Annotated in this window: 12 protein-coding genes; 7 read left to right on the top strand and 5 right to left on the bottom strand. The window is 70.8% G+C overall.

Annotated features, from left to right (window positions below; genetic code table 11):
* Window positions 1-124: 124 nt before the first annotated feature.
* From ACTIE5_RS13710 to ACTIE5_RS13695, 4 genes are read left to right on the top strand one after another with little or no spacing between them, the layout of a single operon-like run.
* Window positions 125-403 (top strand): (2Fe-2S)-binding protein, encoded by a 279-nt coding sequence (locus ACTIE5_RS13710; RefSeq protein WP_439550263.1) that lies wholly within the window; start codon window positions 125-127, stop codon window positions 401-403.
* Window positions 400-1,878, top strand: coding sequence for an FAD-dependent oxidoreductase (locus ACTIE5_RS13705; RefSeq protein WP_439550262.1), 1,479 nt, complete (start codon window positions 400-402; stop codon window positions 1,876-1,878). The genes ACTIE5_RS13710 and ACTIE5_RS13705 overlap by 4 nt, the downstream gene beginning before the upstream one ends.
* Complete coding sequence (locus tag ACTIE5_RS13700) at window positions 1,875-2,984, top strand: NAD(P)/FAD-dependent oxidoreductase (RefSeq protein ID WP_439550261.1); 1,110 nt, start codon at window positions 1,875-1,877, stop codon at window positions 2,982-2,984. The genes ACTIE5_RS13705 and ACTIE5_RS13700 overlap by 4 nt, the downstream gene beginning before the upstream one ends.
* Window positions 2,981-3,913, top strand: a complete 933-nt coding sequence (locus tag ACTIE5_RS13695; protein ID WP_439550260.1) for a dihydrodipicolinate synthase family protein — start codon at window positions 2,981-2,983, stop codon at window positions 3,911-3,913. The genes ACTIE5_RS13700 and ACTIE5_RS13695 overlap by 4 nt, the downstream gene beginning before the upstream one ends.
* On the opposite strand, the gene ACTIE5_RS13690 is transcribed toward ACTIE5_RS13695, so the two are convergent.
* The 5 genes from ACTIE5_RS13690 to ACTIE5_RS13670 all read right to left on the bottom strand — a co-directional run bounded on the left by ACTIE5_RS13690 (window position 3,876) and on the right by ACTIE5_RS13670 (window position 7,860).
* Window positions 3,876-4,586 (bottom strand): amino acid ABC transporter permease, encoded by a 711-nt coding sequence (locus tag ACTIE5_RS13690; protein ID WP_439550259.1) that lies wholly within the window; start codon window positions 4,584-4,586, stop codon window positions 3,876-3,878. The two genes, ACTIE5_RS13695 and ACTIE5_RS13690, sit on opposite strands and share 38 nt — an antisense overlap.
* Window positions 4,586-5,254: an amino acid ABC transporter permease gene (locus ACTIE5_RS13685; RefSeq protein WP_439550258.1), complete on the bottom strand. Its 669-nt coding sequence runs from the start codon at window positions 5,252-5,254 to the stop codon at window positions 4,586-4,588. The genes ACTIE5_RS13690 and ACTIE5_RS13685 overlap by 1 nt, the downstream gene beginning before the upstream one ends.
* 139 nt (window positions 5,255-5,393) lie before the next feature.
* Window positions 5,394-6,209 carry a transporter substrate-binding domain-containing protein gene (locus ACTIE5_RS13680; RefSeq protein ID WP_439550257.1) on the bottom strand — a complete coding sequence of 272 codons (816 nt, stop codon included), beginning with the start codon at window positions 6,207-6,209 and terminating at the stop codon, window positions 5,394-5,396.
* Window positions 6,210-6,311: 102 nt separating this feature from the next.
* Window positions 6,312-7,460 carry an MFS transporter gene (locus tag ACTIE5_RS13675; protein WP_439550256.1) on the bottom strand — a complete coding sequence of 383 codons (1,149 nt, stop codon included), beginning with the start codon at window positions 7,458-7,460 and terminating at the stop codon, window positions 6,312-6,314.
* Between the two features lie 13 nt (window positions 7,461-7,473).
* Entirely contained in the window at window positions 7,474-7,860 is a 387-nt protein-coding gene (locus ACTIE5_RS13670; protein WP_439550255.1) for a VOC family protein, read from the bottom strand.
* 88 nt (window positions 7,861-7,948) lie between these two features.
* On the opposite strand from ACTIE5_RS13670, the gene ACTIE5_RS13665 reads away from it, so the two are divergent.
* The 3 genes from ACTIE5_RS13665 to ACTIE5_RS13655 all read left to right on the top strand — a co-directional run bounded on the left by ACTIE5_RS13665 (window position 7,949) and on the right by ACTIE5_RS13655 (window position 12,846).
* On the top strand, window positions 7,949-8,575 hold the full coding sequence (locus tag ACTIE5_RS13665; protein ID WP_439550254.1) for a TetR family transcriptional regulator: 627 nt from the start codon (window positions 7,949-7,951) through the stop codon (window positions 8,573-8,575).
* Window positions 8,576-8,650: 75 nt separating this feature from the next.
* Window positions 8,651-9,751 (top strand): efflux RND transporter periplasmic adaptor subunit, encoded by a 1,101-nt coding sequence (locus ACTIE5_RS13660; RefSeq protein WP_439550253.1) that lies wholly within the window; start codon window positions 8,651-8,653, stop codon window positions 9,749-9,751.
* Between the two features lie 11 nt (window positions 9,752-9,762).
* Entirely contained in the window at window positions 9,763-12,846 is a 3,084-nt protein-coding gene (locus tag ACTIE5_RS13655) for an efflux RND transporter permease subunit (RefSeq protein WP_439550252.1), read from the top strand.
* Window positions 12,847-12,859 lie beyond the last annotated feature (13 nt).

Here is a 12,859-nt window from a genome sequence, read left to right as displayed (position 1 = left end):
CCCGATCCCTCTTCCGGTTCCGTCGGTCGGGAGTGTCCGTGCGCGATCCCATCGGCGTCAAGCGACCCCGGGGGCATGGCCAGGGGGCATGGACGGAATTGCACGCGAGGATATGCTCACCACCGTGGCAGATGATCTTCGCATCGCGGGCATGACGCGCCCCGCACCGGTGAAATTCCGCTTCGGCGACGCGACCTTGAGCGCGCCGGCGGGCGAAAGCCTCGCCGCCGCCTTGATCGCATCCGGTATACGCCGGCTCGGCGAGGGCCTCGATCCCGCCCGCCCGCGCGCGGCGCTCTGCATGATGGGCGTCTGCCAGCAATGCCTGGTGCGCGTGGATGGAAGGCTGGCGCAATCCTGCCTGGTGCCGGTGCGCGCGGGCATGGTGGTGACGGCGGCATGATCGACATCGCTGCGGGCAGCGTGGTGGATATCGCTGCGGGCAGCGTGGTGGATATCGCCGTCCTCGGCGCGGGCCCGGCGGGCATGGCCGCGGCGACCGAGGCCGCACGGCGCGGCGCGAAGGTCGTGCTGTTCGACGAAAGCCCCGCGCCGGGCGGCCAGGTCTATCGCGCGCCACCCGTGGGCTACGCCATGCCGCGCGACGCGGATCGCGACGCAGGCGATGCACTGCGCGCCTCCCTCGCAGCCAGTGGCGCGGTGGTGAGGGTGGGCCATCGCGTCTGGGGCGTCGGCGGCGGGCCGCTGGTGCCGCTCGGCGATGCGACCGCGCTCTTCCGCCTGGATGCGCTGGCGCCGGATGGCAGCAACACCATCACCGAGGCACGCGCGCTGGTGCTCGCCACCGGCACGCATGAACGCATCATCCCCTTCCCCGGCTGGACCCTGCCCGGCGTGCTGGGCCTGGCCGCGGCGACGATCCTGCTGAAGGCGAATGGCGTGCTGCCGGGAAGGCGCGTCGTGGTCGCGGGCGCGGGGCCGCTGCTCTATGCCGTGGCCGCCAAGGTCGCGAAGGCCGGCGCGACGGTCGCGGCGGTGGTGGACCTGGCCGCCACATCGGAATGGATCGCGGCGCTGCCCGCGCTGATGGCCCGGCCGGATCTGCTGGCGCGGGGCGCCGCCTGGCGCGCGGGGCTGATGGCCAAGGGCGTGCCCGTGCTGGCCGCGCATCGCGTGGTGGCGGCGGAAGGCGATGACGTGCTGCGCCGCATCCGCGTCGCGCCACTCGCCGGCGGGGCGGAGCGTGTGATCGAGTGTGACGCCCTGACCATCGGCCACGGCCTGGTGCCCGCGACGGAGGCGACGCGCGCCTTCCGCGCCGCGCACCGCTATGAGGCACCGTCCGGCGGCTGGGTGCCCGTGCTGGACGAGGATCGCCGCACCTCCATCGCGCAGCTCTACGCCTGCGGCGATGGATCGGGCGTGCGCGGCGCCGCGGCCGCCCCTGCCTCCGGCCGCCTGGCCGCGCTGGCGGCGATGCGTGACCTGGCCCTGATCGACGCGGCCACGCACGCCGCCGCGCGCGCCACCCCCGCCACCGATTTCGCCCGCGCATCCCGCGCCGGCGGCGCCATGGCACGGATGATGGCGCTGCGCCCGGCACTGGTGGCGGCGATCCCCGCCGAGACGATCATCTGCCGGTGTGAGGGCGTCACCCGCGCGCAGATCGAATCCGCGGTCGCCGACGGCGCCACCGCGATGAACCAGGTGAAGCAGTTCACACGCTGCGGCATGGGCCCCTGCCAGGGCCGCATCTGCGGGGAAGCCGCCGCGGAACTCGTGGCCGCCAGGGTGGGAGGGCGGGAGAAGGCAGGCTTCGCCACCGGCCGCGTGCCGCTGCGCCCCGTGGCGATGGACGCGCTGCTCGGCGATTTCGACTACGCGGATATCCCCGTGCCGAGGCCGGCACCAATATGAAGGCCCCCTTCGATGTCGCCGTGATCGGCGCCGGCGTCATGGGTTGCAGCACCGCCCTGCACCTGGCCCGCGCCGGCATGAAGGTCGTGCTGCTGGACCGCGGCGAAATCTGCCGGGAGGCGTCGGGCGTCAATGCCGGCACGCTCACCATGCAGATGACGCGCGCCGCCCTCGTCCCCTACGCCTTGCGCGCGCATGAGATGTGGATGCGCATGGCCGATTGGTGCGATGGCGGCCATGTGCAGGCCGTCGATTGCCCCGGCCTCTCCGTTGCCTTCACCGAGCATGAGATCGCCATGCTGGAGGAACGCGCGCATTTCCGCCGCCAGGCCGGCGCGCCGATCGAGATCGTCAGCACCGCCCGGGCGCGGGAGATCGAGCCCGGCCTCTCCGACAAGGCGCTGCTCGCGGGCCATTGCCCCATCGACGGATTCACCAGCGCCTACCTGACAGGCCGCGCCTTCCGCCCCGCGCTGCTCCATGCCGGGGTCGAGTTGCGGGAGAACACGGCGGTGCGCGGCATTCAGCCCGGCTTCTCCATCGACACGGAAGCGGGCGAGATTCGCGCCACGCGCGTGGTGCTGGCCGGGGGCGTGTGGCTACAGGACATGGCGGGCTGGCTCGGGATCAACCTGCCGATCAAGGTGCTGATCAACCAGCTGGTCGTCACGGAACGGCTGCCGCCGGTGATGCGCACGGTGCTCGGCGTCGCCTCCGGCCTGCTCAGCCTGAAGCAATACGCCAATGGCACGGTGCTGATCGGCGGCGGCTGGCAGGGGATCGGGGATCGCGAGCGCGGCGGCCTGGCGGTGAAGCCGGACAGCTTCCTCGGCAATGTCCGCCTGGCCGCACATACCATCCCGGCGCTGCGCGATGCGCGCGTGGTGCGGTCCTGGCTGGGGCTGGAAGCGGAGACGGCGGATGCCCTGCCGGCGATAGGCCCGATCCCCGGCGTGCCGGATGCCTGGATCATCGGCAGCGTCCATTCCGGCTACACCAGCGGCCCCTATATGGGGAAACTTCTGGCCCAGGCCATCTGCGGGCAGGCGCCCGAACTCCCGCTGTTCCCCATCGACCGCCTGCTGGCGAAGGACAAGGCCGCATGATCCCCGAAGGTTCTTCCCGGTTTCACGGCATCTATCCCTCGACCGTCCTGCCGATGCGCGAGGATTTCTCGCCGGACTGGGACGCCTATGCGAAGCACACTGCGCATTGCACGCTGCGCGATGGCATCGCCGGTGTCCTGATGAACGGCCATGCCGGCGAGAATTTCGTCATGTCCCGCGCCGAGAAGAAGCGCGCCGTGGAGGTGACCGTCGCGACCGTCGGCGCCACGCGCATCGTCGTCGCCGGCGTGAATGCCGAAAGCAGCCTGGAAGCCGCGGCCGAGGCGCGGGAGGCGCGGGAGGCCGGGGCCGACGCCATCATGGTCTTCCTGCCCAACAGCTTCGCCCTCGCCCATTCCACCGCGCAGTCGGTCCTCCACCACCGCACCATCCGCGATGCCGTGCCAGGGATGCCCATCTGGCTGTTCCAGGCCCACCACGCCGCCGGCCGCATGGGGTTTCCTCCGTCCACGCTGGATGCACTGCTCGACATCCCGGAAGTCGTGGGCATCAAGGAGGGCGGCTGGGAGGTCGATGGCTATGACGCGCTGCGCCGCCAGGTGCGCGCGAAGCGCCCCGATGTCGCGGTCTGCGCCTCCGGCGACGAACACCTCTTCGCCTGCTACGTCCATGGCTCCGACGGATCGCTGGTGTCGCTCGCCGATCTGATGCCGGATGAGATCGTGGCGCTGGACGCCGCCGTGCGCGCCAATGATCTGCCCGGCGCCCGCGCCCTGCATGAGCAACTGGAACCGTTGGCGGAGGCGATCTACGGCGCGCCCCCCGGCGGCCGCGCCACCGCACGGCTGAAATTCTGCCTCGTTGAGATGGGCATCATCCCCTGCCCCGCCATCCGCCCGCCCCAGCCGCCGGTGGAAGGCGAGGAGGCCGCTATGCTGCGGGCAGCGATGAAGGCTTCCGGCTTGTGAGGCGCCTCTCCGCGTAGCGGCCGAGATTGGCCAGCACGAAGCTCACGCAGAAATACAGCACCAGCGCCGTGCCATAGGTCAGCAGCGCGGAGAAACCGCGCTGCGTCAGCATCTTCGCGGCGAAGGTCACCTCGATGAAGCCGATCTGGCTGACCAGCGACGTCTCCTTCACCATCGACAGCACATGGACGATGGAGGGCGGCAGGATCACCCGCCAGCTCTGCGGCAGGATGATCCGCCACATCGTCGTCAGCGCGCCGATATTCATCGTCAGCGCCGCCTCCCACTGCGTGCGCTTCACCGTCTCGAACCCCGCGCGGATATTCTCCGCGGCGAGTGCCGACATGCGCAGCGCGACCGCGGTGACGGCGATGACCCAGAGCGGCGCCTCGACCTTGGCGAACTGGCTGAGGAAGAAGACCAGCAGCAGCAGCACCAGGAAGGGGATGCGGCGGAAGATTTCCACCCAGAGGATCGCGGCAGCACGCACAGGCGCCACCGGCATCACCTGCGGCAGCCGCAGCACCGACATCACGAAGCCGATCGCGTAGCCGATCCCGCATCCCGCGACGGAGGCGAGCAGCGTATTGCCCAGCGCCTCCAGCAGGAACTTCATGTTCCACCAGGTGAAGAACCTGGGGGCCTCCATGAGGATGATGTCCCAGGCCGACATCAGAACACCTTCGCCTTCACCCGGAACAGCCAGCGCCCCACCAGCCACAACAGGGCGGAGGCGATGATGGTCAGCCCGATATAGATGACGGCGACGATGGAGAAGATCTCGACCGACCGGAAGCTGATCGCATTCGCGTTCAGCGCGCGGCCCGTCAGCTCCTCCACCCCGAAGATCGCGGCCATGGAGGTGCCGAGCGTCATGATGATGTAGTGGCTGGACAAGGCGGGATACAGCGCGCGGACGACATGCGGCGCGATCACGTACCAGACCGTCTGCGCGCGGCTGAAGCCCAGCGTCTCCGCCGCGTCGAGTTCCGCGCGCGGCACGCTCTCGAACCCCGCGCGCTCGATCTCCGTGAGGTAGGCGCCGGCATTCAGCGTCATGCCGATCAGCACGGCGGCGACGGGGGACAGGATGATGCCCATCTCCGGCAGGGCGAAGAACAGGAAGAAGATCTGCACGAGCTGCGGCGTGTAGGTGAAGAAGCGCACATAGGCGATCACCGGGATGCGCGCCGCGCGCGGCCCGAAGCTCAGCACTGCCGCGCCGACCAGCCCGATCACCAGCCCGCCCGCGAAGGCGACGGCCGCGATCCACAGCGCCATGCCCGCGCCCAGCAGGAAGTCCGGAAGGTATTGCCATACCTGGCCGTATTGCAGGGTCATGCGAAAAGCAGTGCCTCAGCCACTCGTCGCTCCCCGCAAGCCTGCCGTGGCTTTGCCACGGCAGGACGCACCGACTTTCCCGGGAAAGGCGCCATCCCCGGGGTCCCCGCGGCAAAGCGCAGCGTTGTCGTGGGGAGAATCAAAACATCGGGTTGAAGGGGATCGGCGTCGTCATCGGGACGCCGAAATACTTCTGCCACGTCGTGTTCACGAAGCCGGTGCGATGCAGTTCGAACAGGATCACGTTCAGCACGTCGCGGAGCGCGTAATTGCCCTTCTGCACGCCGATGCCGACCCAGAAGCTGGCCAGCACCTGGTCCAGGATCTTCCACTGCACCGGGAAGTTGCGCATCGGGATGACGATGGATTCCGCCACATCCACCATCGCATCGGCACGCCCCTGGGCGAGCGCGCGGAAGCAGTCTGGGTAGTTGTCCAGCAGCGTGACCTGCGCCTGCGCCGCATTGGCCTGGATCCAGGGCACGCCCACGGTGCCCCGCACCTGCACCAGCCGCACCGCGCGATTATTCAGGTCGGCCGGCGTGTTGATCGGCACCGCCGTCCCGCTCTGCTTCGTCAGCACCACCATGGACTGGGTGTGCAGCGGCACGGTGTAGTCGATGACCAGCGCGCGCTCGATCGTGCGGGTGATGGAGCCCAGCACGATGTCGATGCGGTCCGACTGCAGGAAGGGGATGCGGTCGGGGCTGCCGACCTGCACGATCTCCAGCTCCACATTCATCCGCCGCGCGATTTCCCGCGCGATGTCGGCGTCGAAGCCGTCGATCTGGTTGCGTTCGTTGAACAGGCCCATCGGCGGCAACGTCGGGTTGATGCCGGCGCGCAGCCGCTTGGTGGACAGGATCTGGTCCAGCGGCCGCGCCTGCGCGGCGGAACCCAGCATGGGCAGTGCGGCGGCGCCGGCGGCAAGGCCGAAGATATCGCGGCGATTCATGGATGCTCCCTTCGTCGATGATGGGCGCAGCCGTCGAAGGGGCCGCGATGGGCGAAGGCTATGCGCTGCCCACGCGCACGAAAAGACCCGCGCGGCGTATACTCAGCGTGTCAGCGCACGCCCTGCCAGCGCGGCGAGCAGCCCTGCCGCCAGCAGGGGCAGCGCGGCCAGTGGCCAGGCGATCGCGGCCAGCGCGCCGATGGCAGGCGGCGCCAACAACTGCGCCAGATTGTTCCCCTGCATCACCAGCCCCACGGCCGGCGCCACCAGCGCGGGCGATGGCACGGCGCGCGGCAGGATGGCGAAGCAGGAAGCCGGCACCAGCCCGCCGACTCCGCAGGCCAGCACCGCCAGCGCCGTCGCCGCGATGGCGGAGGGCACCAGGTAGACGCCGGCCGCGGTGACGGACATCGCCAGCGCGCCGGCCACCACCAGCCGTTCCGCCGCCACGCCGCGCGCCATCAGCGCGCCCGACGCCAGATTGCCCCCCGCATTGGCCAGCGCCGCCACCGCCGCCGCCACGCCCGCCATGCCCGTCCCGGCGCCCAGGCTTTCCAGCCGCGCCGGCAGGAAGGCCGCGATGCCGAGATACATGATGTTGTAGGTGGCGAAGGCGGAAGCGACCTGCAGCGGCCGCCGCGCCGCCACCAGCGCCCGCACCTGCTGCCCCATCGGCTGAAACGCGCCGGTTGCCGCCACGGGCGCCCGGGGCACCATCCGCCAGCAGGCGATCCCCGCCACCGCCAGCAGCGCCGCCAGCCCGGCCCAGGCAACCCGCCAGCCGAAGGCCGCGACCAGCGGCGCGCTCGCCAGGCCGAGTGCGACGCCAAGCGGCATATAGGCCCCCCAGATCGCCATGGCCGTCGCCCGGTCCCTCGCCGTGGCGAGCCCCGCGATCAGCCCCGGCGCCGCGACGGTCAGCAGGAGAAAGCCCGCACCCTCCGCGACTCGCGCGGCCAGCAATGCCGCCGCCCCCGGCGCCAGCGCCGCCGCCAAGGCCGCCACCGCGCCGAGCCCCAGCCCCGCCAGCAGCGCCCGGTTCGGCCCGATCCGCGCTGCCGCCAGGCCGATCGCGAGCCCGCCGAGCGCCGCCATCAGCGCGAACAGGGAGACAAGCAGCGCCGCCCCCGCCAGGCCCAGGCCGAATTCCGCGCCGATGGTCGTCATCGCCGCCGGCACCTTGCCGATCTGCGCGGCGCCCAGGATGCCGCCAGCCAGGATCGCCAGGATCGGTGGCCAGCGCGTGCTCATCGCGCGGGCAGGGTCAGCCCTTGCGCTCGATCAGTTCCACCTGCACGCCATCCGGCGCGGCGAAGAAGGCGATGCGCACGCCAGGCCGGGCCTCCCGCGGGCCATCCAGCAGGGCCACGCCCTTGGCGGCCAGGTCAGCGACGGCGGCGTCCATGTCCTGCACCGTCAGGCCGATATGCTCGATGCCCAGGAAGGGCGGCTTCGGCGGCGCATGGGTGTCCGCCGGCACCTGTTCGATGAAGACCGGCACGCCGTGCAGGTCCATCACCACGCGCAGCTTGCCGCCGGGCGTCATGCGGGCCTTGATGGAAGCGCCGAAGGCCGAGACATAGAAGGCCGCTGCGGCCTCCGGGTCCGGGCTGCGGAGGTGGAGGTGGTCGAAGCTGTAGGGGCTGTTCATGCCCGGCAGTCTCACCCGTTCGGCGGACCCTGAAAAGACGGAAGCGGGAGGCTGGTAATTTTATGACTGATGAATTACGTTATTCGTCATGAATACCATTGACCAACCCACCCGCCGCGGGGCCAGCGCCGAGGAAACCCGCCGCCGGATCGAGGACACGGCCGAGGCGCTGTTCCGGTCCATGGGCTACCAGAAGACCGCGGTGGCCGACATCGCCCGCGAACTCGGCATGTCGCCGGCCAACATCTACCGCTTCTACGCCTCCAAATCCGCGATCAACGAGGCCATCGCGTCGCGGATGCTGACGGGGGTGGAGGCCGATATCTGGACCATCGCCCGCGGCCCCGGCACGCCCCCCGAACGCCTGCGCCTGCTGCTGCGCACCCTCCACCAGCGCCACATGGCTTTGTTCTTCAGCGAAAGACGGCTGCATGACATGGTGACGGCCGCCATGGCGGAACATTGGGGCGTGGTGGAACACTTCATCCACGCCATCCAGACCGCCATCCGCCACGTGGTGATGGACGGGATCGCCAGCGGCGATTTCGGCGGCATCGATCCCGAAACCACCGCGCAATCCATCAAGCAGGCGACCCTCGCCTTCATGCATCCCGGCCTGATCGCGGAATGCATGGCCAACATCAAGTCGGACACCGAACTCGCGCAGGACCTGGAGGCGATGGTGGACCTCCTCCTCCGCGCCCTGCGGCCCTGATGGGTGTCGACTGACGATTATTGACTTTCATCACTTCATAGCCATACTGGGACCGTCCCGACCGGGAGAGGTCCCATGCCCGCTTTGCCCCGCCGTTCCGCCGCCGCCCTTCTCCTCCTGCCCCTCCTCGCGGGCTGCCGGGACGAAGCCTCCGCCGCCGATTCGGCCCCGCCCCAGCCCCGCCCCGTCCAGGTCGCGGAGGTCCGGCTTTCGGGCACGGAAGCCGTCACCGCCCATACCGGCGTGGTCCGCGCGCGGCGGGAGGTCGATGTGGGCTTCCGCACCGGTGGCCGCATCGCCACCCGCCAGGTCGAGGTCGGGCAACTCGTCCAGGCCGGCCAGACCCTCGCGACCCTCGACCCCGCCGACCTGGCGCTGAGCCTCCGCGCCGCGGAAGCGGACCTCGCCTCGGCGGAGGCGCAGTCCCGCCAGGCCGCCAATGATGCCGCCCGCGGGCGGTCCCTGCTGGCCGCCGGCCATGTCTCCCAGGCCGTGGATGACCAGCGCCAGGCGGCGGCGCGCGCGGCGGCGGAACGGGTGATCTCCGCCCAGGCGCAGCTGGATCTCGCCCGCAACCGCCTCTCCTACACCACGCTCCGCGCCCCCTCCCCGGGCTTCGTCACCGCGATGCTGGCGGAAGCCGGCCAGGTGGTGCCGGAAGGCCAGGCGGTGCTGCGCCTGGCGGACCCGGCGGAGCGCGAATTGCTGGTCCGTGTCCCCGAATCCGCTTTGCCCGGCCTGGCGCAATCCCGCGCGGAGGCCCGCTTCTGGGCGCGCCCCGACATCGCCCTGCCCGCCACGATCCGGGAAGTCGCCCCCCAGGCCGATGCCACGCTGCGCACCTACGCCGTCCGCTTCGCCCTGCCGCAGGCGCCGGATTGGGTCGCGCTCGGCATGACGGGCACGGTGCGGCTTTCGGTCGCGCGCGATGCCGCCGCCACCCTGCCCCTCACCGCGCTGCATGATCGCGGCCAGGGCCCCATGGTCTGGCGCGTGCTGGATGGCGGGCGGATCGAGGCCGTGCCCGTCACCGTCCGCGCGATCTCCGAGACCACCGTCGAACTCGCCGGCCCCCTCGCGCAGGGCGACAGGATCGTCGCCATGGGCCCGCAGGTGCTCGATCCCGGCCAGCGCGTGCGGATCGTCCAGTCCCGCCTCGCCGCAACGCTGCGCTGAGGGCCCGCGCCATGGAACGCTTCAACCTTTCCGCCTGGGGCGTGCGCAATGGCGCGCTGACCCTCTTCGCCATCCTGCTGCTCGCCCTCGCGGGCGCCGGCGCCTATATGCGCCTCGGGCGCGCCGAGGATCCGTCCTTCACCCTCAAGCTGATGATCGTCAGCGCCTCCTGGCCCGGCGCGACGGCGGAGGAGATGCAGGCGCAGGTCGCGGACCGCATCGAGAGCCGGTTGCAGGACCTGCCCCATCTCGACCGCGTGGAGACCTTCACCCGCCCCGGCTCCTCCGTCACCACCGTGATCCTGCGGGATACGACCCCACCGCGGGAGGTCGCGGGCCTCTGGTACCAGGTGCGCAAGAAGGTCGGCGACATCGCGAACACGCTGCCCACCGGCGTGCGCGGTCCCTTCTTCAACGATGAATACTCCGACGTCTATTCGGCCGTCCTCGCTTTGACCGGCGCCGACAATGCGGAGATGGTGCGCCAGGCTGAGCAGATCCGCCTGCGCCTGCTGCGCATCCCCGGCGTCGAGAAGGTCGCGATCCAGGGCGAGATCGAGAGCCGCATCCATGTCGAGGCCAGCCACGCGCGGCTCGCGACGCTGGGCATCCAGCCCTCCGCCATCCTCGATGCCCTGGCTCGGCAGAACCCGGTGGCCCCGGCCGGCGTGGTGGAGACCGGCAATTTGCGCGTCCATCTCCGCGTCGGCGGCGGGCTGGACGGGCTGGAGGCGATCCGCGCCGTCCCCGTCTCCGCCGGCGACAACCGCACCATCCGGCTCGGCGACATCGCGACCGTCACGCGCGGCCTGGCGGACCCGCCTTCCTCCGCCGTCTTCCATGATGGCGCGCCCGCGGTGCTGATCGCGGTGGCCAAGCAGCGCGGCTTCAACGTGCTGGCGCTGGGCGAGAGCCTGCGCAGCGAACTCGCCGCCATCCGCCACGACCTCTCCGCCGGGCTCGACCTGCAGTTGATCTCGAACCAGCCACAGATCGTGCAGGAAAGCGTGGCGGAGTTCCTGACCAAATTCGTGGTGGCACTCGGCGTGGTGCTGCTGGTGTCGCTCCTCTCGCTCGGCTTCCGCGCCGGCATCATCGTGGCGCTGTCCGTGCCGCTGACCCTCGCCGCCGTCTTCATCCTGATGGGCTATTGGGGGATGGAGCTGGAACGCATCTCGCTCGGCGCGCTGATCCTGGCGCTCGGCCTACTGGTCGATGACGCGATCATCGCGATCGAGGCGATGGTCGTGAAGCTTGAGGAAGGCTGGGACCGCGCCCGCGCCGCCGCCTTCGCCTGGGGCAGCACGGCGGGGCCGATGCTGTCCGGCACGCTGGTGACGATGGCGGGCTTCATCCCGGTGGGCTTCGCGGCCTCCACCTCCGGCGAATATGCCGGCGGCATCTTCTGGGTGGTGGGCGGCGCGCTGCTGGCCAGCTGGCTGGTCGCGGTGTGGTTCACCCCCTGGCTCGGCGTGAAGCTGCTGCCCACGCCGAAGCACCATGTGGCGCATGACCACCAGTATGAGGGCCGCTTCTACACGCTGCTGCGCCGCCTGGTCGGCTGGTGCGTGGACCATCGCTATGTCGTCATGCTCGCCACCGTCGCGATGCTCGGCGCGGGATTCGTCGGCATGGGCATGACGAAGAAGCAGTTCTTCCCCACCTCCGCCCGCCTCGAACTCCTGGTGGACGTCAACCTCCGCCAGGGCGCGGGGTATGAGGCGACGCGCCAGGCCGTGATGCGGGTCGCCGCCCAGGTGGCGGATGACCCGGACGCGGTGATGCACACCGAATATGTCGGCGCCGGCGCGCCCCGCTTCTTCCTCGCCCTCAACCCGGACCTGCCGAACGAGGCTTTCGGCAAGCTGGTGGTCCAGGCGCGTGACGTGCCCGCCCGCGAACGTCTCCGCGACAAGCTGATCGCCTATGTCGATAGCGGCGCGGTGCCGGAAGCGCGGGTTCGCGTCTCCCGCCTCGATTTCGGACCGCCCGTCGGCTTCCCCGTCCAGTTCCGCGTCATGGGCGGCACGCCGGTGCAGCTGCGCGAACAGGCGGAACGGGTGATGGAGGCGCTGCGCCAGGTGCCCGGCACGCGGGACGTGCAGCTCGCCTGGGGCGAACGCGCGCCCTCCCTCCGCCTGGTGCTGGATGAGGATCGCGTCGTGCAGCTCGGCCTGTCCCCCCAGGCGGTCGCGCAATCCATGCAGTCGCTGCTCTCCGGCGTCACCGCCACGCAGCTGCGCGAAGGCGCGCGCCTTGTGGATGTGGTGCTGCGCGCGCCAGCCGCCGAGCGCGGGTCGCTCGACAACCTCGGCGACCTCACCCTCATCACCGCGGCCGGCCCCGTGCCGCTGTCGCAGGTCGCGCGGCTGGAGCCGGTGATGGAGGAACCCATCCTCTGGCGCCGTAACCGGGAGGGATTCCTGACCGTGCGCGCCGACATCGCGCCGGGCCTGCAGGCGCCGGACGTCACGGCCGCCGCGCTGCCGGCCATGGAGGCGCTTTCCGCCACCCTGCCCGTCGGCATGCGGATCGAGGCCGGGGGCGCGGCGGAGGAATCCTCCAAGGCCAATGCCAGCCTGTTTGCCCTCTTCCCCTTCATGGTCGGCGCCATGCTGCTGATCCTGATGGTGCAGCTGCGCCATTTCGGCCGGGTGGCGCTGGTGATGGCGACCGCGCCGCTCGGCATCCCGGGCGCCGCCGCGGCGCTGATCCTGCTGGACCAGCCCTTCGGCTTCGTGGCGCTGCTGGGCGTCATCGCCCTGGCGGGAATGGTGATGCGCAACACGCTGATCCTGGTGGACCAGGTGCAGCAGGACCTGGCAGCGGGGATGGACCTTCGCCGCGCCATCATCGAAAGCAGCGTCCGCCGCGCGCGGCCAGTGGTGCTGACGGCGCTGGCCGCCGTGCTGGCCTTCGTGCCGCTCACCTTCTCCGTCTTCTGGGGACCGATGGCGGTGGCGATGATCGGCGGCCTCACCCTCGGCACGCTGGCGACGCTGCTGGTGGTGCCGGCGATGAACGGGCTGTCCCTGCCCCGACGCAAGGTCACGAAGCCGGCGCCGGTCCCGCCCGGGCTGGTGCCCGCGGAATAGCGCCGGGCTATCA

Source organism: Falsiroseomonas sp. (assembly GCF_051859025.1).
GTDB lineage: Bacteria > Pseudomonadota > Alphaproteobacteria > Acetobacterales > Acetobacteraceae > Falsiroseomonas.
Note: the sequence above shows the minus strand (reverse complement) of the source record. Positions and strands in the feature narration are given on the sequence as shown.

Coding starts and splice junctions, on each gene's coding strand:
- ACTIE5_RS13705 (WP_439550262.1), top strand. CDS start 400: ATGATCGACATCGCTGCGGGCAGCGTGGTGGATATCGCTGCGGGCAGC.
- ACTIE5_RS13700 (WP_439550261.1), top strand. CDS start 1,875: ATGAAGGCCCCCTTCGATGTCGCCGTGATCGGCGCCGGCGTCATGGGT.
- ACTIE5_RS13695 (WP_439550260.1), top strand. CDS start 2,981: ATGATCCCCGAAGGTTCTTCCCGGTTTCACGGCATCTATCCCTCGACC.
- ACTIE5_RS13690 (WP_439550259.1), bottom strand. CDS start 4,586: ATGTCGGCCTGGGACATCATCCTCATGGAGGCCCCCAGGTTCTTCACC.
- ACTIE5_RS13685 (WP_439550258.1), bottom strand. CDS start 5,254: ATGACCCTGCAATACGGCCAGGTATGGCAATACCTTCCGGACTTCCTG.
- ACTIE5_RS13680 (WP_439550257.1), bottom strand. CDS start 6,209: ATGAATCGCCGCGATATCTTCGGCCTTGCCGCCGGCGCCGCCGCACTG.
- ACTIE5_RS13675 (WP_439550256.1), bottom strand. CDS start 7,460: ATGAGCACGCGCTGGCCACCGATCCTGGCGATCCTGGCTGGCGGCATC.
- ACTIE5_RS13670 (WP_439550255.1), bottom strand. CDS start 7,860: ATGAACAGCCCCTACAGCTTCGACCACCTCCACCTCCGCAGCCCGGAC.
- ACTIE5_RS13665 (WP_439550254.1), top strand. CDS start 7,949: ATGAATACCATTGACCAACCCACCCGCCGCGGGGCCAGCGCCGAGGAA.
- ACTIE5_RS13660 (WP_439550253.1), top strand. CDS start 8,651: ATGCCCGCTTTGCCCCGCCGTTCCGCCGCCGCCCTTCTCCTCCTGCCC.
- ACTIE5_RS13655 (WP_439550252.1), top strand. CDS start 9,763: ATGGAACGCTTCAACCTTTCCGCCTGGGGCGTGCGCAATGGCGCGCTG.